At 43.8% G+C, this 20,962-nt stretch carries 26 protein-coding genes; 3 read left to right on the top strand and 23 right to left on the bottom strand.

The window, feature by feature from the left end; genetic code table 11:
- Positions 1–23: 23 nt before the first annotated feature.
- The 4 genes from AC1DIV_RS02420 to mobA are packed head-to-tail and all read right to left on the bottom strand — an operon-like array spanning position 24 to position 2,383.
- Entirely contained in the window at positions 24–1,043 is a 1,020-nt protein-coding gene (locus AC1DIV_RS02420) for a MoeB/ThiF family adenylyltransferase (protein ID WP_048683603.1), read from the bottom strand.
- Positions 1,044–1,067: 24 nt separating this feature from the next.
- Complete coding sequence (gene moaD, locus AC1DIV_RS02415) at positions 1,068–1,301, bottom strand: molybdopterin converting factor subunit 1 (RefSeq protein ID WP_034315925.1); 234 nt, start codon at positions 1,299–1,301, stop codon at positions 1,068–1,070.
- A complete protein-coding gene (locus AC1DIV_RS02410; protein WP_048683606.1) occupies positions 1,294–1,758 on the bottom strand; it encodes a molybdenum cofactor biosynthesis protein MoaE in 465 nt (154 codons plus the stop codon). The genes moaD and AC1DIV_RS02410 overlap by 8 nt, the downstream gene beginning before the upstream one ends.
- Entirely contained in the window at positions 1,748–2,383 is a 636-nt protein-coding gene (gene mobA, locus AC1DIV_RS02405) for a molybdenum cofactor guanylyltransferase (protein ID WP_340878171.1), read from the bottom strand. Before mobA ends, AC1DIV_RS02410 begins: the two co-directional genes overlap by 11 nt.
- A 369-nt stretch (positions 2,384–2,752) precedes the next feature.
- Between mobA and pdxK the strand changes: the two genes are divergently transcribed.
- The 3 genes from pdxK to bshB2 all read left to right on the top strand — a co-directional run bounded on the left by pdxK (position 2,753) and on the right by bshB2 (position 4,818).
- Positions 2,753–3,580, top strand: a complete 828-nt coding sequence (gene pdxK / locus AC1DIV_RS02400) for a pyridoxine/pyridoxal/pyridoxamine kinase (RefSeq protein ID WP_252268099.1) — start codon at positions 2,753–2,755, stop codon at positions 3,578–3,580.
- Between the two features lie 124 nt (positions 3,581–3,704).
- A complete protein-coding gene (locus tag AC1DIV_RS02395; RefSeq protein ID WP_048683611.1) occupies positions 3,705–4,052 on the top strand; it encodes a YojF family protein in 348 nt (115 codons plus the stop codon).
- 100 nt (positions 4,053–4,152) lie between these two features.
- Positions 4,153–4,818 carry a bacillithiol biosynthesis deacetylase BshB2 gene (bshB2, locus tag AC1DIV_RS02390; RefSeq protein ID WP_034315960.1) on the top strand — a complete coding sequence of 222 codons (666 nt, stop codon included), beginning with the start codon at positions 4,153–4,155 and terminating at the stop codon, positions 4,816–4,818.
- A gap of 151 nt (positions 4,819–4,969) precedes the next feature.
- Here the strand turns inward: bshB2 and AC1DIV_RS02385 are convergent, their stop codons facing one another.
- From AC1DIV_RS02385 to AC1DIV_RS02295, 19 genes are all read right to left on the bottom strand, one after another.
- Positions 4,970–6,175: an MFS transporter gene (locus AC1DIV_RS02385; protein ID WP_340878172.1), complete on the bottom strand. Its 1,206-nt coding sequence runs from the start codon at positions 6,173–6,175 to the stop codon at positions 4,970–4,972.
- An 18-nt stretch (positions 6,176–6,193) separates the two neighbouring features.
- Positions 6,194–6,613, bottom strand: coding sequence for a MarR family winged helix-turn-helix transcriptional regulator (locus AC1DIV_RS02380; RefSeq protein WP_318291537.1), 420 nt, complete (start codon positions 6,611–6,613; stop codon positions 6,194–6,196).
- Positions 6,614–7,090: 477 nt separating this feature from the next.
- Positions 7,091–8,179 (bottom strand): PQQ-dependent sugar dehydrogenase, encoded by a 1,089-nt coding sequence (locus AC1DIV_RS02375; protein ID WP_340878173.1) that lies wholly within the window; start codon positions 8,177–8,179, stop codon positions 7,091–7,093.
- 27 nt (positions 8,180–8,206) lie between these two features.
- Complete coding sequence (locus tag AC1DIV_RS02370) at positions 8,207–9,073, bottom strand: Cof-type HAD-IIB family hydrolase (protein WP_340878174.1); 867 nt, start codon at positions 9,071–9,073, stop codon at positions 8,207–8,209.
- A 165-nt stretch (positions 9,074–9,238) separates the two neighbouring features.
- Positions 9,239–10,357: a PRK06851 family protein gene (locus tag AC1DIV_RS02365; protein ID WP_477575699.1), complete on the bottom strand. Its 1,119-nt coding sequence runs from the start codon at positions 10,355–10,357 to the stop codon at positions 9,239–9,241.
- A gap of 89 nt (positions 10,358–10,446) precedes the next feature.
- A complete protein-coding gene (gene ybaK, locus AC1DIV_RS02360; RefSeq protein WP_340878177.1) occupies positions 10,447–10,923 on the bottom strand; it encodes a Cys-tRNA(Pro) deacylase in 477 nt (158 codons plus the stop codon).
- A gap of 218 nt (positions 10,924–11,141) precedes the next feature.
- Entirely contained in the window at positions 11,142–12,686 is a 1,545-nt protein-coding gene (gene gntK, locus AC1DIV_RS02355; protein ID WP_340878178.1) for a gluconokinase, read from the bottom strand.
- A gap of 176 nt (positions 12,687–12,862) precedes the next feature.
- Entirely contained in the window at positions 12,863–13,024 is a 162-nt protein-coding gene (locus AC1DIV_RS02350) for a GntT/GntP/DsdX family permease (RefSeq protein ID WP_323596457.1), read from the bottom strand.
- Positions 13,025–13,045: 21 nt separating this feature from the next.
- Positions 13,046–13,204 (bottom strand): GntT/GntP/DsdX family permease, encoded by a 159-nt coding sequence (locus AC1DIV_RS02345; RefSeq protein ID WP_340878617.1) that lies wholly within the window; start codon positions 13,202–13,204, stop codon positions 13,046–13,048.
- 190 nt (positions 13,205–13,394) lie between these two features.
- The gene (locus tag AC1DIV_RS02340; protein WP_340878179.1) at positions 13,395–14,093 is read right to left on the bottom strand and encodes an ATP-binding protein; all 699 of its coding nucleotides are present in this window, start codon (positions 14,091–14,093) and stop codon (positions 13,395–13,397) included.
- Positions 14,090–14,584, bottom strand: coding sequence for an ECF transporter S component (locus AC1DIV_RS02335; protein WP_262870332.1), 495 nt, complete (start codon positions 14,582–14,584; stop codon positions 14,090–14,092). Before AC1DIV_RS02335 ends, AC1DIV_RS02340 begins: the two co-directional genes overlap by 4 nt.
- A gap of 2 nt (positions 14,585–14,586) precedes the next feature.
- A complete protein-coding gene (locus AC1DIV_RS02330) occupies positions 14,587–15,171 on the bottom strand; it encodes a cob(I)yrinic acid a,c-diamide adenosyltransferase (protein ID WP_340878180.1) in 585 nt (194 codons plus the stop codon).
- A 14-nt stretch (positions 15,172–15,185) separates the two neighbouring features.
- A complete protein-coding gene (locus tag AC1DIV_RS02325) occupies positions 15,186–15,560 on the bottom strand; it encodes a bifunctional adenosylcobinamide kinase/adenosylcobinamide-phosphate guanylyltransferase (protein ID WP_477575697.1) in 375 nt (124 codons plus the stop codon).
- A gap of 5 nt (positions 15,561–15,565) precedes the next feature.
- Positions 15,566–16,183 (bottom strand): histidine phosphatase family protein, encoded by a 618-nt coding sequence (locus AC1DIV_RS02320; protein ID WP_340878182.1) that lies wholly within the window; start codon positions 16,181–16,183, stop codon positions 15,566–15,568.
- Positions 16,141–16,932 carry an adenosylcobinamide-GDP ribazoletransferase gene (gene cobS / locus AC1DIV_RS02315; RefSeq protein ID WP_340878183.1) on the bottom strand — a complete coding sequence of 264 codons (792 nt, stop codon included), beginning with the start codon at positions 16,930–16,932 and terminating at the stop codon, positions 16,141–16,143. The genes AC1DIV_RS02320 and cobS overlap by 43 nt, the downstream gene beginning before the upstream one ends.
- Positions 16,929–17,504, bottom strand: a complete 576-nt coding sequence (locus AC1DIV_RS02310) for a bifunctional adenosylcobinamide kinase/adenosylcobinamide-phosphate guanylyltransferase (RefSeq protein ID WP_340878184.1) — start codon at positions 17,502–17,504, stop codon at positions 16,929–16,931. The genes cobS and AC1DIV_RS02310 overlap by 4 nt, the downstream gene beginning before the upstream one ends.
- Positions 17,477–18,550, bottom strand: coding sequence for a threonine-phosphate decarboxylase CobD (gene cobD / locus AC1DIV_RS02305; protein ID WP_340878185.1), 1,074 nt, complete (start codon positions 18,548–18,550; stop codon positions 17,477–17,479). The genes AC1DIV_RS02310 and cobD overlap by 28 nt, the downstream gene beginning before the upstream one ends.
- Complete coding sequence (cbiB, locus tag AC1DIV_RS02300; RefSeq protein WP_340878186.1) at positions 18,525–19,490, bottom strand: adenosylcobinamide-phosphate synthase CbiB; 966 nt, start codon at positions 19,488–19,490, stop codon at positions 18,525–18,527. Before cbiB ends, cobD begins: the two co-directional genes overlap by 26 nt.
- Positions 19,487–20,959, bottom strand: coding sequence for a heme ABC transporter ATP-binding protein (locus AC1DIV_RS02295; RefSeq protein ID WP_063595676.1), 1,473 nt, complete (start codon positions 20,957–20,959; stop codon positions 19,487–19,489). Before AC1DIV_RS02295 ends, cbiB begins: the two co-directional genes overlap by 4 nt.
- Between the last annotated feature and the right edge of the window lie 3 nt (positions 20,960–20,962).

The raw sequence follows: 20,962 nt of genomic DNA, 5'->3' as shown, positions 1-20,962 counted from the left end.
GGGGCCTCGTTTTTTTATGATCATTATCCCAGGATGCTTTGGTACGCGGCCTTTGCATGGACCATATCCTTCGTACCGTGGATCAACGCCCGGCCATCCTTGAAAATGACGATACGTTCCCCGGCTTTTTCACAGGAGAGAAGAAATGGATTGAATTTCACCAAATAACCGCTGCCGTCCAGATCTTTGGCTAATTTTTCGAGTTGCAGTTCCAGAGGTTTTGGCGGTCTTACCTGTACAGTGTCCCTCCCGCAAAGAACAGCCGTTTTCGTTGCATTTTCCATTGTTAAAAATGGGTATGTCCTCTGCTCTCCGCACGAGAGACAATCTTTCTTTTTCGCTTTTGTCAATTTAACGGTTTGGTATTGATTTCTCCACAGATCAAAAGAAACAAGTGCAGGCCGCACCGATTCCCAATCTTCAACAAGGATTTTCAAAGCCTCGGCAGTTTGGTGTGCCACGACCATCGTAACAGCTGGTGATATGATCCCTCCTGTGTCACAGGTCATTCCTTGAATCGGGATCGCTTTAAGCAAACAGTGCAAACATGGAGTCTGCCCGGGAAGGATCGTCAAAGTCATGCCCACGCTCCCCACACATGCCCCATAAATCCACGGTATATGAAGCTTTTGTGATAAATCATTAATAATCATCCGTGTCTCAAAATTGTCGGTTGCATCCAATATCAAATCAACATCACCAAGCAGCTGTTCGAGATTCTGGGCAGTTGCGTCCATGATGATGGCATTCACTTCAACTTCATGGTTGATATCCAATAAATGACGCTTTGCCGCCTCTGCTTTTGGCAGTTTCTCCTCGACATCCCGTTCCGTATACATTTGTTGGCGCTGTAAATTACTGGTCTCGACATAATCCCTGTCGACAATGGTAAGCTTCCCTACTCCTGCACGAGTAAGGGCCTCGGCATTAGCAGATCCCAAAGCCCCTGCACCAAGAAGCAAGACATGCTTCTTCATAATTTTCAATTGGCCCCCTTCACCAACGGGGGCGAATAAAGTCTGCCTTGAATATCGCTCTTTCACCGTGATCCCTCCCTTCCGGACGCTTCACCCTCCACTTACTGGCGGAATGAAAGCAACTGTATCTCCATCAGATAAAATCGTGTCATCATCGGCAAATTCCTCATTGACCGCTGTCATCACGGTTTCAAGACCTTCCAATTGAAAATCCACCTTCATCTTTCCTTTTAGCTGGGCAACACTCATTCCATTTCCTTCTATTGAAACAGTCTCTTTGCCTAGCTCATCTTTCAATTGGGCAAATAAAAGTACATTAATCATCAATATCCCCCTCTTCCGGTTTCCCTGATGGATATGGAACGGTTTCCAACTGGTTTCCTACCCATGTCTCCCCATCTTCCCAGTGTTCTTTTTTCCAAATCGGGACGATTTCTTTAATTCTTTCGATCGCATACCTGTTCGCCTCATATGCATCATTTCGGTGGGGCGTACTAACGGCAATAACCACTGCGATATCCGTGATTTCAAGTTTACCTACACGATGGGTGATCGCCGTTTCTGCATCTGGCCAACGCTCCTTGATCTCAGATCCGATTTGCTCCAATTTCTTGATGGCCATCGGTTCATACGCTTCGTATACTAAGAAGAGAGTCTTTTTTCCTTTCGTCATTTCCCTCACCGTACCAATAAAGGTCGTGACGGCACCTGCATTTCGACTGACTACTTTATCAATCACTTCCTGGATGACAATCGGCTCTTTTGAAATATTATAATTCATGTCTACCATCCTTTATATATAATTCTGTTTGATCAATATAATCTGCCTCTTGATAATCTTCCCTCGTATTCATATTGAAAAAAAGGTAGTGAAAATGTTCAGGATTCTCGCGATATAACGTAAAGTCGGTTTCTTTCATGATTTTCACCGAGATTTTTTCCAAGAATAGACTCATTTTTAATTCATGTTTTAATAAACACTCCGTCAGTATAGGAAGACACCTTTTATGGTAAACAGCAAAAAGCGGCTGGAGCCTGCCATTTATTTCTGGAATGACAGCATCGAATCCAGGTTCATAATGGGTAATGATATCCTTTATGGCATCTGCACTCACAAACGGCATATCGCACGCTGCAAGGAACTGAAGCTCCGTTTTCGATGAGGTCAGCCCTGCATGCAATCCGCCAAGAGGTCCTTGATCTTTATGTAAATCCGGAATGAGCGGAAGTTGCAGAAAATGATATTCTTCAAACGTATTCGTAATGACCATAATGTTTTCTGACACCTTTTTCAATTCGGATGCCACTCTTGAAATGTTCACAACGCCGCCTACGGTCAAAAGTGCCTTATTCACTCCCATACGGCTTGATTTCCCGCCAGCTAAAAGCAACATGGTCCATTCCATAGAAATCAACCTCCCTTTTTGGGTTTAATCCAGCATCGAACGGAAAAGCTATACTAAATGTGACTCCACTATATTTAAATATTTTAAATCAAATTTGAAAATAATGACACTTTCACAACCTTTACTTTGTCCATCAAAAGTTGGAGGCAGGGTCCAAAGCTAAAAGTGCATGCTGACATCCATCCAATTTCCTTAATTACAGGTTCGAAAAATGACTTATACGAGGCGATTGCCCTTCCTTCGCCAAGACACTCATAGTAGGCTGAAAACTAAGTTTTACATAAAAGAAATTTTGGTATATTCTAAAAATAGGATATTAACTGGTATGCTGATAATATCGATATCTAATTCTCCTGAGGAGGTCACATAATGACTATGAAAAGAGCTATGACAGTTGCCGGATCTGATTCGAGCGGCGGCGCAGGTCTTCAAGCAGATTTAAAGACATTCCAAGAATTCGGCGTTTACGGTATGTCCGCTTTAACGACAATCGTGACGATGGATCCGAAGAATGGCTGGGCCCATAATGTATTCCCCACACCGGTCGAAGTCTTGGAAGCCCAAATCGAAACGATTCTATCAATCGGCATTGATGCCATGAAAACGGGAATGCTTGGATCAGTGGAAATCATTGAACTTGTTGCCCGTAAAATAGATGAGTTGAAGCTGGACAAAGTCGTAATCGATCCAGTTATGGTATGTAAAGGTGAAGATGAAGTATTGCACCCTGAAACGGCTGTAGCTCTGCGCGAACTGCTTGTTCCACGTGCAACTGTAGTCACGCCTAACCTGTTCGAGGCCGCTCAGTTAGCGGGAACTGCTCCTATCAAGACGATTGATGATATGAGGGCTGCAGCTGAAAAGATTCATGCACTTGGTGCAAAATATGTCTTGATCAAAGGCGGTAATAAGCTGGATCATGATAAAGCCATCGACCTTTTATATGATGGACAAGAATTTGAAATCCTTGAATCGGAAAAAATCGAAACGACCAATACACATGGTGCCGGCTGTTCATCTTCTGCAGCCATCGCAGCTCAATTGGCTGAAGGGAAAAGCCCGCGTGAGGCTATCCTCATTTCTAAAGACTTCATCACCGAGGCGGTTCGCCACTCTTGGAAGATGAATGACTATGTCGGACCTGTCAATCATGGTGCATACCATAAATATGGAATGGCGGAAAAAACACAAAAATAAAACATCAAGTTTAATGGCTGCTCAAATTCATCGAGCGGCCTTTTTCGCTTTTTTTGTTTTTATTTAGTAAAATAGAAAGAAGGAAAAGCTTATCTAGCCGCCCAGTTAAGGAGGAAATTATCGAATGAAACCAATAGACCGTACAGAGGTGCAAAATGCCATTGATTCTTTCGCCGGACAAGATGTATATCTTCACCTTGAAACGACAAATGGCGCCTATGCCACTCATGTAGATGAAGCTTTCTTCTCGGCAGGTGCTTATATTCGTAACGCATTTATACAGTATGAACATGGCAAGATAGTTGGGGATGGACCCTATCGCGTCGGCTTGAAGCTCAATATTGGCTGGGTATATGCAGAAGGCGTTAACCACTTCGAAATGGATGAACAGGGGAGATTGCTATTGGCAGGCCTTGATTTTTCCGGAAAGCTTGCTGTCTCCATGCAGCTCAGTCCCACTCCCTTTGAATGATGACAACTTGCTTGATATATATCATATGATGATTCCGATGAAAACTCCCATTCACCGATAAACATACTTACTGTAAGTAGAACGGAAGGAGAAATATACCTTGGAAAAAGAACGCCATGTATTAGTTATATTCCCACATCCAGATGATGAAGCCTTCTCGGTCTCCGGAACGCTTGCCCTTCATAGAGAAGCGGGCACTCCTGTCACCTATTTATGCTTAACTTTAGGAGAAATGGGACGTAATTTAGGAAACCCTCCATTCGCAACAAGGGAATCGCTTCCCAAAATTCGGAAAAAGGAATTAATCGATGCAGCAAATGCGATTGGCATCCAAGATTTACGCATGCTTGGATTGCGTGATAAGACAATTGAATTCGAAGATGATGAAAAGCTGACTTCATTATTTACCGATGCCATCAATGAATTGAATCCTTCATTGATCATTACGTTTTACCCAGGATACAGTGTCCATCCGGACCATGAAGCGACAGCACGGGCTGTAGTTCGGGCCGTGGAACGAATGGAAGAGAAAGAGAGACCTAAACTTCATTGTGTCGCCTTCTCGAATAACTGCATTGACGAATTGGGGCAGCCCGACATCGTCCATGATATCACTGCCGTCGAAGAAAAAAAGGTAGCCACATTCACTGCCCACCGTTCGCAAACGGAAGCAATGGTTATCGATTGGAAAGAGAAATTCGAAAATCAGGATGCAGATTTCCTAGACTGGATCCGCAAAGAAAGATTATGGACCTATAAATTTTAAGGAAACCGCCAATAAGGCGGTTTTCTTTGTTGTTTAGGCATAAAAAAAACGCCTGTGGATTACAGGCGGTGAAAAGGGGGATACTTTGGAAAATCAATCATAATATAAGCATCCCCAAAATTCTTCTTTTTATACAATCCTATTGAAAAATTTAGGCAGACAAGCGTTCCTCATGCTGCATTTTCACTCTTGCCGAGGCTTTTTTTCCATGTGCCAAGTAATAAATGCCAATAAGTACGAATGCAAAAACTGACATTCCTATGAATAACCCTTTGAACCCTGTAAATGGAATAAGGAATCCCAATAGGAATGGGCCCACACCAATACCGAAGTCATACATTGTAAAAAACGTGGATGTGGCTAATCCCATTCGATTTGATGGGGCTTCCTTGATGGAAATCGCTTGACTGCTTGATTGGAACGTACCATACCCCACTCCGATAAAGGCGCCGGCAATCAGAAGCGTAATACCATGATGGGATTGGCTCAGAATGACCATTCCGACGGCAAATAGTAAGAGCGATGGGTAAATAACTGCATTTTCCCCCTTCACATCAAACATCCGCCCCGTAAACGGACGGGACGCCAAAAGGAAAACGGCAAAAACGACAAAGAAAAAGCTCGCCGCATCCATTAAATCCATTTCCTTTGCAAAAGACGTTAAATAGGACAAGATGCTCGAATAGGTAAATCCGGCAAACCCGATAAAAATGGAAATGGGCAGTGCCCTTTTTTCAAAATAGTCGCTGATCTTAAATCCTTTTTGTGGCGAAGCTCCGCCCTTATCCCCTTCAGGCACATTCATGAATAATGATGCAACTAAAGAAAATGCGGCAAATAAGGAGGCTGCATAGAAAATGATGGAATAACTGAAATGCTGTGTAATCAGCAAGCCAATGAACGGTCCGAATGCCATTGCCAAGTTTGTACTCATGGCAAAGTAACCTGTACCTTCACCGCGTCTTTCATTCGGAATGATATCTGCAGCAATCGTTCCAGTTGCCGTAGTGGCAAGTCCAAAAGCAAAACCGTGAATAAGCCGATCGATCAATAAGAGGGATAAACTATTCACCAGGAAATAGCCGATGGATGCGATCAGGAATAGAATTAACGAGCCAAGCAACATCTTTCTGCGGCCGATCTTGTCAATTTTTTTCCCTGCAATCGGCCTGACAAGCACAGCCCCAAGAACAAAAATACTTGAAGCAAGCCCTGCTTGTGCTTGCGAAGCATGAAAATTATCCATCGTATAAATGGTCAATGTCACCATCAGGACATAAAAAGTTAAAAATAGAAAAAAGTTCGCAGACGAAACAATCAGAAAGTCTTTCGTCCACAATTTCGGTTTGTGATTCATTTCAATCCTTCTTCCTTACTATTGTTTTAATTTTTCCTTCAGGAAAATCAACGTTCGTAACGTTGCCTCCCGGTCTTCTTCAGCCAAACCGCTCATTAATTGAAGTTCAAATTCCTCAACTACCTTTTTGGCCTCTTGATAAGTCCTTAAACCTGACTCCGTTAACTGTATTCTCCGTTCCCGTTTATCTTTTCCTGGAACTTGTTCAACCAACTCAAGCTCTTCCAGCCGGTTTACCGTCCTGGTTACCGTCGGTTTCTCCACATCTAAATAAGTGCTTATTTCAACAAGCGTAGAACAGCCGAACTGACTCAGATAATATACAATCGACCATTGGGAATGATAAAGATCAACCTTGGCCAATTGTTCATTTAACTTTTTCGTAAATGACCTTGAAAATTGTAAGTTATGATGAAAAAAACCATTTTGAAAGGACAAAGGTATTCCTCCTGTAAAGTAGTTACCTAGGTAACTATACACCTATTCATTAAAAATGTCTAGCCCTCAGGAAGAACGAAAACAATCGTAGGGACACTGTATCCTCAGCTTCTCCACCACTTCCGAGACAAAAAAACCCCTTTTCAGGAGATTCACGATTTTACTCTGAGTTTCATGCTTTTACTCGTCAATTTCACGCTTTTACTCGTGAGTTTGGGCGTTACCCGTGAGTTTCACACCTTTACTCGTGAGTTTCACGCTTTTACTCGTGAGTTTCACACTTTTACCCGTGAGTTTCACACCTTTACTCGTGAGTTTCACGCTTTTACTCGTGAATTTCATGCTTTTACTCGTGAGTTGGGCGTTACTCGTCAATTTCACGCTTTTACTCGTGAATTTTGTGCCATACACAAAAAGGAAACCCCGCTATTGGCGAGGTTTCCCAAATATATGCTTCTTTTCTGCTCATTGATAACATCAAGGCATATTTAACCGAGATAGCGGCAAACGATATAGCTTATCATCCTTTTCATCAGGATTTCCTCGGCCGTCCGTATTGTTGCTTATGAAATATATGAATTCTTCCTCAACGAATACATCACGTATCCTTCCTGAGCCCGTGATGATATTGGTCAGTTTTCCGCTCTTTACATCGTAACTCTTTAGCGCTTCGCCCCTTAAGGCAGCAAAATAAAGCTTTCCGTCAAAATAGGCCATGCCTGAAGGAGCCCATGTATTTTCACCGGAATGAATCAATGGTTTTATCATATCCGGTTTTTGCTCATCGCCCTGTATCTCTGGCCAGCCATAGTTCTTACCGGGGTCAATTTTATTTAATTCATCGTGGGCCGAATCTCCGTGCTCACTATCATACAACTGCCCTGCTTCATCCCAAGCAAGACCTTGTGGATTGCGGTGACCGTATGAATAGACATATGAATTCCCGAAAGGATTATCTTTAGGAATGGTGCCATCCAGGTTCAAGCGCAGAATTTTTCCGCCTAAAGATTCTATGTCCTGTGCGATTTCAGACTTTCTTGCATCACCTGTTGTTGCATATAGCTTATCATCCGGTCCAATCTTGATCCTGCCGCCATGGTGGAAGTCCCCGCTTGGTATTCCGTCGATTAAGGTCTCCATCTCCTGCCATATATCATCATTTTTTTCTAAAATGACGATGCGATTGATGGAGTTCCCTCCCTCTTCATAAGTATAATAGGCGAAAGCTTGCCCGCTCTTAGAGAAGTCGGGAGCTAGCAAAAATCCAAGCAATCCAGCTTCGGCTTTAGCTGACAATGTCTTTTTAAGATTGACCTTTTGCCGTGTCATCTTATCCTTGTCCCATTCGACGATGGTTCCAGTCCGCTCTGACACATACATTGTGTCCCCATTCTTCTGAATCGACCACGGGGCCTGCAGGTTCGTTACCAACACATCCGGATCTTCCCCTAAAGTGCCTGTCACTTCTTTGTCAGGATTCGGCTGGTTTTTGCTTTTGTCATCATTCATGTTGCAACCAGTTAAAAACAATGTAGCCATAAGGAAAAATAAGAGCAATTTTTTCAAAGTCTTTTCCCCCTTTGATTCTTGAGTTTAATAGGCTGACTGTTTAAGTACCTTTAAAATGGCCTCCGCGACGCCTGATTCATCATTCTTGCCTGTTACTTCATCACACAGATTTTTAATTTCGAGCGGGGCATTTCCCATTGCGACAGACAAACCTACCCGTTCAAACATGGATACATCATTATAATTATCTCCAATAGCCATGGTTTCCTGCATCGAGCCGGATTTTCCATTCACATATGTTTCAAGCGCCGTACCTTTTTGAGCCGTTTCACTCATGATTTCTACATTTTCACGTCCTGATGAAGTGACTGTAACTCCTTGTCCTTCCAATTTCGAAGCAATTTGATTTAATAAAGTTAAATCCTTTGAGAAGCTGAGAATTTTATAATATTCCTCATTCGAACGGCTGAATAACTCGGAATAATCGGAAATGGAGGTTACCTGTCCCAGCTGTAAACGCTGCTCTGCAAATTTTCGCATACCCTCAGGGTCAATGTCGGGATTGGCTGTAACGAATACATCAACCAAAACAGATATTGCGTTTTCATAGTCTTTGGAATAAATCCCCTGACTCGTATATATTTCGAAATAAATCCCTTGTTCTTCGAGGAATCCAGCGACCATTTTAGCAGTGGCTGCTGACATTGGATTGGAAGCGGCAATCTCCCCTTCCTCCGTGAAGAGGGCCGCACCATTTACACAGATGACAGGGCAAACGATGCCTGCTTCATCTAAAGCGAACCTTGCTTCCACATAAGATCTTCCAGTAGCAATGATCACTTCCACTCCCTCGCTTTGCGCCCTCAGGATTGCTTGTTTATTTTCCTCACTGACCTTTTGCATTTTGTTTAGCAATGTTCCGTCCATATCAATCGCAATCGTCTTTATCAATTCAATCGGCCCCTTTTTTCAATATAATCCCTATTTTAACCGAAAGGGCGTGGATAAACACGTTTAACAAACCCGTATATATTCTTGATGTGGCTTCAGGGGTTAAAAAATCCTTTTATGAATATAAATAAACTGCGCCTATTAAGGTAGGCGCAGTTTATTTTCTTAATGTAGAATCGTTTTTCTATCGGCATCTTGTGCCCGTTCAGTAATCTGTTCATTGATGTCTTTTTGAATATCATCGATGGCTGTAAAATCCATTGCTTTTACATAAATCTTTTCGAGTTCGTCATGCAGCTCTTTTGCCTTAGCCAGATTTGCTGTCGCTTCATTCATTTTCGTCCGATACCTGGTGGAAACATCCTTTAATTGATCGGCATATATTTCATCTGTTCCTGGCAAAATGGCCGTTTTATATATATCAATGATTTCGTCCCCTCCACAACTCGGGAAATATTCATGAGGCGATGTGCTGTCAAAAATGGCGATTCCCACCTCCCGGACGATTACCATGTCCAAGCTATGCGGATCGAAACCACAATGATATATTTCCACATCAAAGCCCCTTTGCTCCGCAGCCTTTGCAATCTTCTTCAGCATCGTTGATTTCCCTGAACCTGGACGCCCCTTTAAAAAGTACCGTTTTTGTATTCCCTCAGTAATATTGGGTATGAAATCAACTGCACCCGTTGGTGTAGCTGCACCTAAGAATCGGTGACGAACATCCGACTTCTTATTAAGGACGATATCTCTATAAAAGCTTTCAATCAATTTATTGGTCAACCCATTCAATTTTGCGAAATCAATATTTGACTTGTAAATGTCTTCCCATTCATCATGTATCTTTAATGCTTCAGCGAATAGGGTATATGCTTTCTCGAAACTCTTGCTTCTCGCATTCGTCAACTTTATGATGGCCGCTCTTTCAGAAGCCAGTTGCTGGGAATCCCAGGCAGCCCCAAGATTCACATATTCCTCAATCGCCCCTGGTGCCTTCGGCTCAATCACATGCGGCGCAGTCCCATCCACGATACCGATTTTCAAAGCCGGTATGATTACTCCATCAATGGATTCATTATCGGACGAACAATGTAAATACTCGATGTCATAGTCTTTATCCAGCCATTCTTGGCCGATTTTTTTCATAATGGTCGATTTACCGGAACCAGGTCCGCCTTTTAATATGAATAATCTTTCCAGACCTTTTAAATTTGAATCATATAAACTATAAAAACCTTTAGCCGTATTGCCTCCAGCAAAATAATTCATCACTTTTCCTGTCACTTTCACACTCTCCCTCACAATAAAGATGTGATCTTCAAGACAGCGTATGAAAAAAGTGCCTAATGGGTGAATACCTAAAGGTAAACAATTTATTTTATTAGGGCTGCAGATTCCGCTTGTGTGACTTCCAGGAATTCTGACGGTTTTAAAACGATCTGTGTACCGATTTTCCCTCCACTTACGATGATTTCAGTCAGGTTTGCTGCACTTTCATCGATAAAGGTCGGGTATTGTTTTTTCATTCCGATCGGGGAACAGCCTCCCCGAATGTACCCTGTGTATTTTTGCAGATCTTTAACCGCAAGCATTTCAATTTTTTTTGCACCTGCGGCCTTCGCTGCTTTTTTCAAGTCTAGTTCGGTGGCTACAGGAATGACAAATACGTAAAGCTGATGGGGTCCGTTATGGGTGACAAGCGTTTTAAAAACGGTTTCTGGCGCTTTTCCAATCTTGTCCGCAACAGTGATCCCATCAATTTTTCCATCGCGGGCATCATAACTCATCATGCCATACTCTATACGTTTGTTATCAAGAATTCGCATTGCATTCGTTTTACTGGCTCCCATAAGAAAATTCCCCTTATCGTTTTCTTCCATCTTACCATTTTAATTACCAGGCAAAAAGAAAAGCACAGTGCTTATGCATCTGTGCTTTTAGACTATAGACAAATTCGAGGAAAAGCCTGTTTTCCTCAGTTTTTATTAAAAAAAGTTCCAGTTGTTTTCTGAAGTCCGCTCTCTTTTCGACAAATTGAAACACACACAGTGTTTTTTCATCCTAAGAGTCATTCTAAATGACGTCTTTGGAAATCCGCTATCCTCTTGTAGTCGCCTTCCAATTGCCTGCTTACGGATAAATAAATTGACATCAATTCTTCATACACTTTGACGTTCTCTTCGATCGGGACAAGTTCATTCGTTTCACCAACCATACCCTCAACCTCATCAAGGCTTTCGATTTCGCCTAAAGCATATAATCCAAGAACGGCGGCACCTAAGCTCGAACTCTCAAAGCTTTCTGGAATTGTCACGTTTTGATTGAATATATCAGCCATGATTTGGCGCCAGAGCTTCGAACGGACAAATCCGCCGCTTGCATGAATCTTCTCGGGAGCACCAGTCAATTCCTTTACGGCTATAAGGACACTGTACAAGTTATACATTACACCCTCCAGTACTGCCCGGACCATATGGTCACGAGTGTGATGAAGCGCCAGTCCAAAGAAGGAGCCCCTTGCATCGGCACTCCATAATGGTGCCCGTTCCCCTGCCATATACGGATGGAATATCAACCCATCAGAACCAGGTGCAATATTAGAAGCCATATCCGTCAGAATCTCATAGGAGTCCTGTCCCGAAGCCTTCGCTTTTTCGATTTCCACACGGCCCAATTGATCGCGTGCCCATCGGAAGGTGATTCCCCCATTGTTGACCGGTCCGCCGATTACCCAATGATTCTCAGTAAGGGCATAGCAGAATGTCCGGCCTTTGGGATCGGTAAGCGGCCTGTCACTGACGGTTCTTACCGCACCGCTCGTTCCGATTGTCACTGCCAGAACTCCTGGCTTGATTGCGTTTTGACCTAAGTTGGCAAGCACGCCATCACTCGCTCCAATTACAAACGGTGTACCAGCATGAATGTTCATTTTTGCAGCTAATTCCTCACTTAAGCCTGAGAGGATATGCGTTGTAGGGACAAGCATCGGCAGCTTATCAGCCCCAATTCCAGCAATGGTGAGTGCCTCTTCATCCCACTTCAGTTCATTCATGTTGAACATGCCCGTTGCAGAAGCGAGTGAATAATCCATTACATACTCATTGAAAAATTTATAGATGATGTATTCTTTAATTCCTATAAATTTGTCCGTTTCGTTAAAAATCCCGGGGTGCTCATTTCTTAACCACATTACTTTCGTGATTGGGGACATCGGGTGAACAGGCGTTCCGGTCCTGTGATACAATTGCATCCCCTGTTCCGAAGCCTTCAGTTTCCTCGCATAGCCAACACTTCGATTATCCGCCCATGTAATGCTATTCGTAAGCGGGTTGCCGTCCTTACCCATGGCGATCAAGCTATGCATCGCCGAACTGAACGATATCAAGCCCAGTTCTTGCTTTTCTATTCCGCTTGCAATCATGACCTCGCCTATAGCAATGATGACCGCTTTATAAATTTCTTCGGGATCTTGTTCCGCCACGGAAGGAGTTGGACTGTGCAGAGGATATCCCCTCGAACAAGATTGGACAACCTCCCCCCCTTTTGAAAAAAGAACAACTTTCGTACTCGTCGTGCCAATATCGATCCCCATCATATAACCTGAATGTTTCATATATACATCATGCTCCTTTCTCTTAAACAATTGAATTCAATAGTAAGATTAGGATAAGTGAAACGACTGATATAATCATTTCCATAACCGTTCAAGACTTTATCGTCTGTGCGACTGCCGACCATCCAAAATCTGCTCCATTCACATGTGATGGAGTAAGGACCGGCGGCAATTTACTATAACGCCAGGACAGCAGATATGATCGGCAGGCAGCTCAATACATTTTTAAATGCACCGCCCGCTCCAATAATCAAGATGATGGAGGCAGCGGATATGAATTGGTTTTGCTCCCCTTTATTAAAACCTCTAGCGCAACCTAATGTAAAGAATGAAACCATGAGGCGCAATGATTGGTTTTCCTATGAAATCAACCCATCATTCCATGTTGAATCTTCACCAAAGCTCCGATCAACATTACCAAGAATATTACCTACCCCTGTCTGAACAGCATCTGCAACATCCCGAATATCCATACCTGTGGTGATCCATAAAATGGCGGAAGCGAGCAGTAATGCAATAAATGGGTTTCATTTTACTTTGGCATGATAAAACCGGGCAACAAGCCCACCTATCCAAATAAACCAAACATCTTATTCAAGCATTCACCCTAAATAGGAAAGGAATCCATCAAGGTAAGATCTCAATGAAAAAAGCATGGAACCCGTTCATTATGAACTAAACTCGATGCCTGATTCAGTCATGGATCGATCAACCGCCAATAAAAAGAGGACCGGATCTTTGCTTGATTTCTTCCTCCAGTTGCTCAGGATAGGCAATGAGGAAGCAGGTGGATGGTCCTGATGATTTTTCAATATCGACTTTATCACTTATATGCACAGAAACACCTTCACCACTTTGATCCAGATGCCCCCATTCATATTCTATCCCTTTTGAGCCGACTGGAAGTGCCTGAACACCTTCCATTTCACATAAGCTTTTATATAATGATAATGGTGCGACCCACTCTTGCTGTTCCATTACTTCTTCTCCAACGAGCGGCCTGCCGATCAAAGCGATTTTCCGTAAGGGCTGTTGCTTTTTAACACGTTCATTCACTCGTTTACCAATCACCATAAGACCAAGTGCTGACTGAAGAAGCGGCATGTTACTTTCTGTGCTGCCAGTGATGGGGAGATCCTCCATTCCCAATTCATTCAGCCCCTTCCTGACACCCCTGGTCAAGTCCTCCCAGGCTTCATCACCGCAGAAATTATTTAGTACGACGGATACGGGTCTTCCGCCAACACCCAGGCATTCCATGACGGCAACCCGAAAGGAATAATATCCAACGACCTCATAAGGGACATGGACAAGATCTTTTTCCTTTTGCCCGATCCCGCCGCTATTGTCACTTGAGACGATCAAGGAATCTGATTCGGAAAATGGCAAAATCAATGAATCACTCATTCTGCTAATCCATCTTTAAAAATGATTTTTTTCAAAACAGGTTCCAAGCGCGGCAATAAAAGGACTGCCAATACTACATTTACCGCCGTCGCCAACGTTAACCCCGGAACCAATAACGTGTAAAAGCCAGGGCTGATCAGAAATGCGAAAGGCAGGGCCAAAACGAAGGCATTACTGATAAAGAAGAGGAAAAATGCGCCTACTTTTTTTCCGTTTATATATAAAATGCTAAACATCCATGTCAGGACAGCCATTTCGACCATGATCAAAAAGTGGAATGGCCCAAGTGTCATGCCGCCGATGAACGCTGAAATGATATGGCCAAGCCCAGCAACTATAGCCCCCGATACCGGGCCAAGTATGACAGCCGCCAAGAGGGCAGGAAAACTATCCAAAGCGATGCTTCCGATCGGTGAAGGGATTTTAATCATTGCCCCTACCGCCGATAAGGCGATGAATATAGCAATTGCACTAATTTTTCTTACATCCATATTTACTCTTTTTCCTTTCTTTTCCCTCCTCGGAACACATTTGCGCTGCGGATATATTCCACATCTTTTACACCAAGACGGAAATTGATCACACGTGCAACAGCAAAGAAGTAATCCGACAAACGATTTAAATATTGAAGTGATAATGGTGAAACGGCCGCACCCGACTTAATCAATGAAACGACCAGCCGTTCTGCCCTTCTTGTCACGGTTCGGGCAATGTGAATCGTTGCAGCCGCTTTTGAGCCGCCAGGCAGGATAAACTTTTCCAATTCCGGCGCTTCAAGTATGAAGGTATCTATCCGTTCTTCCAAATAGGTAATGGCCTCATCCGTCAGCTTTTGCGGGGCCTTATCGGAAACCGTTGCCAAATCACCGCCGCAGTCAAACAACTCATGCTGGATTTTCTCTAGATCGGCCAGTACATCCGTAAATATCGCAGGATCCAATTCTGTCACCGCAAGACCGATATAGCTATTCACTTCATCTACCGTTCCATAAGATTCAACACGAATGTCATCCTTGTCAAGCCGACCTCCGATTACGCTGGTTTGTCCCTTATCCCCTGTACGTGTATAGATTTTCATCCCAATTACCTCCTCTACTTTATTCGCTGGTTAATTCCATACCAGATGATATCAACGCGTTTTGATATGGATGCTACATCTTGATAGACCCATCCGCAGGCATCGCGCCATCTGCGGTCTCTTGCTTCAATCGGGACAATTCCCTTGGAAATATCAGAACCGATTACAATGCAGCTGTGTTCATCCCTATCATTCTCCCATATTCGCCAATCAGCCATGATTTCCTTCCATCTTCTTCGAATTGAATCTGAATCCATCTTTTCTGCATCTTGTTGAATCCATGCATCCAAACCTTGCAATACAACTGCCCTGCCTTGGAAATCAATCAATTCCGGCTGTTCTTGTCGATAACCGGATAACCAAAGGACATCATTTTCCAAACCATACAATTGCTTTACCCACTTAGTTTTCCCATTATAGGCGCCTCCTGTAACAAAGTGCAGCGTTCTCCCCTCCTTAAGCTGTTCCGGTCTTCCCATATCAGCTCATATCCCCTGCCATGGGAAATTCCCCAATCAAAAAAGGACTTTTCCTTCGGGGCATAGCGGACCAATAAATCACGAATTACCCCTCCATGCGTCATTAGGGCAAATCGGTTCTCCTTACAGGCAATCAATTGTTTCCAGCCATTATTCACACGTTCGGAAAATGCCGGATAACTTTCACCCCCAGGCACCAGTGCCTCCATGGGACGTACCAGCCAATTAAGATAATCTCCATCTGTCTTCAACTCATGATACGTCCGCCCTTCCCAATTGCCGAAGTTCATCTCACGGAACAAAGGGTTTTTGATCGGAACTGCATCTGGAAACAACAGGCGTGCAGTTTCCACACATCGGGACAAATCACTGCTGAAAATTTTTTCATACTGTGGGTACGAGCCCCTTAAGTCCAGTATTTCCTTTTCTCCTTCGGTACTTAATGGAGAATCCGTCCAGCCTAAATAGGCCTTTCGTTCATTAGCTACTGTCAGCCCATGGCGAAGTAGTGTAATAGCCACAATATCAGCCATAACCAAAGCTCAACCCCTTCCACGGATGCCCCCAGTACATCCCCCGTTATCCCACCGAACCAACTGAGGATTTTACGTTTCATATATACCAGGAAAAACACGGCAGCCAGACACATGATGAAAAATAAGGGGACAAGCTTAAAATCGATGATCCAGGCAAGCGCCAAACTTACAAGGAGGTACAGCCAATAAATGGGCAAACTGCATTTCATCACTGCACTTTGAAAAAAAGCACCTAGCCCCTCTTTTTTAGCGAGCGGCATCCGGATGAGTAAATAACCCATCACACATTTACTTAAGAGCGGAAGAGCGATGATCAAGAAGTATGTCCATTCATTTACCCTTTCGACAATTTCATAGATAAATAGAAACCGGGCGGCCAATAGGACTATGACGGAGATGACACCGAATGCACCTGTCCTGGAATCCTTCATGATTTCCAATCGCCGCTCTTTATCCTGATAGGAAAAAAAAGCATCACTTGCATCGATCCAGCCATCGAGATGCAAGCCTCCCGTTAATGCCATGGTCAAAAACCAAAGGAAAAAGGCAATCGAAAGCGATGACAATGGGGTCCATTCCACAAGTGCATACAAAACGCCGCCCAATATCAAGCCTAGCAAAAGACCTACTAATGGAAAGGTTTGAATGGCACGGTGAATATATTTCTTCTCCATCGGAAGCTGCTTCTTTATTGGAAAGACCGTAAAGAACTGCAGGTTAATTAAAAATCCGATCACTCCGCTCATTCCTGCATGCCCCCTTTCTTCCGCAATGGAATTCCCGCTTCCACTAGATAGGCTTCATCGGCCAGCCCGACGATCGTTTGATGAAGCAACCCCAGTGTTTTTCCGTATATATGAAGGAAATCATCCTGGAAAATCGGTTCCTGCACCAATTCATTGCTCACGACAATTAAACAATTGGATTGTTTTTTTATCTCATTGATTCCGGTTATTATTTTTGAAAAAACGCTATTTAAGAATTCTTCTTCAAGCGGAAGGCCAGGACCAAATAGTTCGTTATCAAGCAGGGTTGTCAGACAATCAAGCAGAATTATGGAATCCTGATCAATATCCGCCCCTATTCTTGTAATATCCGTTGCGTATTCGGAGGTCTTCCACGTAATCGGGCTGCTTTCCCTATCTTTCCGGTGCCTAAGGATGCGTTCACCCATCTCAGCGTCACTGACTCGGCCACAGGCGAGGTAATGCAAGTTCCCATCCATCTGGAGTGCATACTCCAGGGCTTTTCTTTCCGCGAAGCTGCTTTTTCCAGAACGGACACCCCCGGTTATAAAACAGAGCCTTGCTTTCTCCACTGTCTTACCCCCTCCATCAGTGCTTCGTTATCATGTTCACTCTTCACTGCAAACCGAAGCCACCTTCCATCCAAACCCGGAAAATTATAGGTATGGCGCGGTACGATTCCTTTTTTCAGCAAAAAGGGGAAAAGGGATAAAGATTCATCTTTCACCAAATAAAAATTAACTGTGCTATCGGAGACATCCAACCCCTGCTCCTCATAAAACAGGAATAGTTTTTGCTTTTGCCATGCAATATAGTCTCTTGTTTTTCTCATATAGGCATCTTCTGCAAGACAGATTTTCCCTACTTCAAGTGCCACATGGTTGACGCTCCAATGCGGTTTATAATTTCTTACCCGTTTTATGATGTCAGGTGACGCAAGCAAATAGCCTAGTCTCAAACCGGGGATCGCAAAGATTTTAGTCATTGATCTTAGTATGAGTAAATGTGGAAATGCATTGATTAAAGAAGCATAACTAAAGGCATCCTCCGTGAAATCATAAAAGGCCTCATCCAGGACAACCAGGCAATTCGCTTTTTGGCATTCAATGATCAATTCCCTAACTGTATCCCGCTTAAATGAAACTCCCGTCGGATTATTAGGCGTACATAAGAAAATGGCATCATATTCGGGTAATCGCGGAATCAATCGTTTCAGGTCCAATTGCCACCCAGGAGCATCAAGCTGGTGAAAATCGACCTTACAGCCCGCTGCCAAACAAGCTTCAGCATATTCCGCAAATGCCGGCTGTATGATTAGCACCCTTTGATTGGCTAATCCGTTCGCTACCAGCATGATGATTTCAGCACCACCGTTCCCCATCAAAACGGATTGCTCAGGAAGTGATTCTTTTTTTGCAATTGATTTTGTCAGTTCAATGGCATGCGGATCTGGATATTGAAGGATCCCTTCGAAAAACCCAGACCACTGTTCCTTTATCCGTAAAGGCGGACCCAATGGGTTGATGTTAGCACTGAAGTCGAGAACCGATTCAGGCATTTCGATTTCCAGCGCTTCATAAAGATAATGAGGATTAGAGCCATGAGAAGGTAATGTCAAGAATAAGTCCCCCTAGCCATAGCATCAGCAGAAATAGAAAAGATGACCGATGCATGATGGTAATCGTTTGTGGTATATGTTTTGCTTCCAATCGAACAAGCGGAACTCCCATCCTCGCACGGTCGGAAACAATTCCTTTGTACATGTTCCGGCCTCCAAGCTGGATTCCCAAAATGGCCGCAACGCCTGCTTCACACCACCCGCTATTCGGGCTTGGATGTTTCTTTGCGTCATTGAATAATATCTTCCACCTGGCGCCGAATCCATGATAGCCGGATTTCGAGCTCAGCAACATCAGGAAGCCGGTGAGGCGGCTGGGTATCCAGTTGACGATATCATCGAGCTTAGCTGAAGCCCAGCCGAATTGCCCATATTTATCATTCTTGTACCCTACCATGGAATCGCAGGTATTAATCGCCCTGTACACCATCGCGAGCGGCGCACCGCCGATAGCTGCCCAAAATAATGGCGCTGTAATCCCATCACTGGTATTTTCCGCTACGGTTTCCACGGTGCCCCTGACGATTTCTGGTTCATCAAGCTCAGCCGTATCACGGCCAACGATATAGGAAAGCTTTACCCTCGCCTCAGGGAAATTCCGTTCATTAAGCGGAAGGCAAACATCCATCCCAGCTTGCTTCAAGCCCTTCTGAGCTATCGTTGTGGAAATGACAACAGCTTCCCAAAGGATACCTGCAAGCGGATGGATTAGATAAGCCAAATAAACGGTAAGAACTGTAATCAATAACACCGCCGATAGGACGATGATCAACATGAAGAGCCCTTTCCGTTTCTTATATGCCCCTTTATTGAATGCCAGATCCAACTTGCTAATCATCGTTCCTATCCATTTGACTGGATGCGGCCAACTTGGCGGATCTCCAATTAATAAATCAAGGAAGAACGCCAGCGTAACCGCAAAAAGATGATGATAAATCATAATTCCTCAATCCGTTTCCGATTATTCGTTAAGGCTTCCACTGTACAATCATATACACCGCGACTGATCAGCTTCCCTAACGGAGTGATGGTGCCTGCATATTGAAGCTTTGCCCCTCTTTGAGTTGCCGCAATCAACATGCTGTCTGTCGATGTTCCTGTTGCACAAGTATTTGTCACCTTATCCATGACATGCAAATCATGAAGCGCTTTTACTTTTGCCTCGGTCGCAGTCACTATACTGTGGATATATGCCTCTTCTGCCAAATGTCCATTTACAAATATCCATGTATTTATCGTTCCTGGAGCGGAACTCCAAGAATGCCGGTCAGCTAATGAAGCGTCGATGGCATTCCCTACACCGGCCGTTACAATGATAAAAACCGAGAAATCTTCAGCTCTTAATAGCTTGCTTGCGACCGTATCGAGAAAGACAGCTGTCATCATCCCTACCGTTTCCTGAGGCTCAAAACCATGAGTTGTTAAATAGTCGGCCATTTCAACATGATGATCCTCGCAATCATAGCCATGATGGACGTGCCTATTCACAAAATACTTATGCCAGCCCGTCCCCGAACCAGTCACTCCAGAAGACATCGTTCTAAGCGGGATCGGAGACTTCAATTGAATCATCTCAAATCCGACTGTCAAATAAGAATCATCAATTTCCAACGGGATAGTATCCTGGCCATGCTTTTCCGGAACGATGAACATTTGCGGTTTCGGAAGGGCGGGATGTGGGTGTTTTTCGATCGTCGTATGATATACATCCTGAATCCGTTCCTGTTGAAGCACTTCATTCGGCACATCAACAACCTGAATCTGCCCTTTCTCAAGCAGCATAAGCCGATCACAATATAATCCAGCCAAATTCAAATCATGAAAAATTGAAATAACGGTCAACTTCTGCTCTTTTGCCATTTTCCTCATTAGATCAAGAAGATCTTTTTGATAGGAAAGATCCAAATGGTTCGTAGGTTCGTCCAAAAAAAGGATTTCCGGCTCTTGGGCAAGGGCCTGTGCCAGCAGGACCCTCTGTCTTTCCCCTCCTGATAATCGATCAAAATGAAGATCCTGAAAATCAGCTACTCCCGTTTGTTCCATCACCCGCTGGACAATCGATTCATCTTCTGCGGACCAACTATGGAACCAACCTGATTGATGGGCATATCGCCCAAGTGAGACCGTCTCTTTTACTGTATAGGAGAAAGCTAATGAGGAATGCTGAGGGAGCACGGCAATGACCTGTGCAAGTTGTTTTGACGAATAATCCTTCAAATCCCTGCCGCTTATCCTTACGCTTCCGCCTTTATAATCGAGCACCCCGCTAAGCATACTTAAAAGCGTCGTTTTCCCGCTGCCATTAGGACCAAGAATCCCGAATAATTCCCCTTTATGTACATCAAAAGAGACAGAGTCCAAAACAGCTTTGTTGTGATATCCACCTGTTAACCCTTTTACTTCAAGCATCCG

Source organism: Peribacillus sp. 05N428, assembly GCF_056397085.1.
Note: the sequence above shows the minus strand (reverse complement) of the source record. Positions and strands in the feature narration are given on the sequence as shown.

Coding starts and splice junctions, on each gene's coding strand:
- moaD (WP_034315925.1), bottom strand. CDS start 1,301: ATGATTAATGTACTTTTATTTGCCCAATTGAAAGATGAGCTAGGCAAA.
- AC1DIV_RS02410 (WP_048683606.1), bottom strand. CDS start 1,758: ATGAATTATAATATTTCAAAAGAGCCGATTGTCATCCAGGAAGTGATT.
- mobA (WP_340878171.1), bottom strand. CDS start 2,383: ATGGAATGGACCATGTTGCTTTTAGCTGGCGGGAAATCAAGCCGTATG.
- pdxK (WP_252268099.1), top strand. CDS start 2,753: ATGACTATGAAAAGAGCTATGACAGTTGCCGGATCTGATTCGAGCGGC.
- AC1DIV_RS02395 (WP_048683611.1), top strand. CDS start 3,705: ATGAAACCAATAGACCGTACAGAGGTGCAAAATGCCATTGATTCTTTC.
- AC1DIV_RS02385 (WP_340878172.1), bottom strand. CDS start 6,175: ATGAATCACAAACCGAAATTGTGGACGAAAGACTTTCTGATTGTTTCG.
- ybaK (WP_340878177.1), bottom strand. CDS start 10,923: ATGGGAGCCAGTAAAACGAATGCAATGCGAATTCTTGATAACAAACGT.
- gntK (WP_340878178.1), bottom strand. CDS start 12,686: ATGAAACATTCAGGTTATATGATGGGGATCGATATTGGCACGACGAGT.
- AC1DIV_RS02350 (WP_323596457.1), bottom strand. CDS start 13,024: ATGGTTTCATTCTTTACATTAGGTTGCGCTAGAGGTTTTAATAAAGGG.
- AC1DIV_RS02340 (WP_340878179.1), bottom strand. CDS start 14,093: ATGAGTGATTCATTGATTTTGCCATTTTCCGAATCAGATTCCTTGATC.
- AC1DIV_RS02335 (WP_262870332.1), bottom strand. CDS start 14,584: ATGGATGTAAGAAAAATTAGTGCAATTGCTATATTCATCGCCTTATCG.
- AC1DIV_RS02330 (WP_340878180.1), bottom strand. CDS start 15,171: ATGAAAATCTATACACGTACAGGGGATAAGGGACAAACCAGCGTAATC.
- AC1DIV_RS02320 (WP_340878182.1), bottom strand. CDS start 16,183: ATGGCTGATATTGTGGCTATTACACTACTTCGCCATGGGCTGACAGTA.
- cobS (WP_340878183.1), bottom strand. CDS start 16,932: ATGAGCGGAGTGATCGGATTTTTAATTAACCTGCAGTTCTTTACGGTC.
- cbiB (WP_340878186.1), bottom strand. CDS start 19,490: ATGATTTATCATCATCTTTTTGCGGTTACGCTGGCGTTCTTCCTTGAT.
- AC1DIV_RS02295 (WP_063595676.1), bottom strand. CDS start 20,959: ATGCTTGAAGTAAAAGGGTTAACAGGTGGATATCACAACAAAGCTGTT.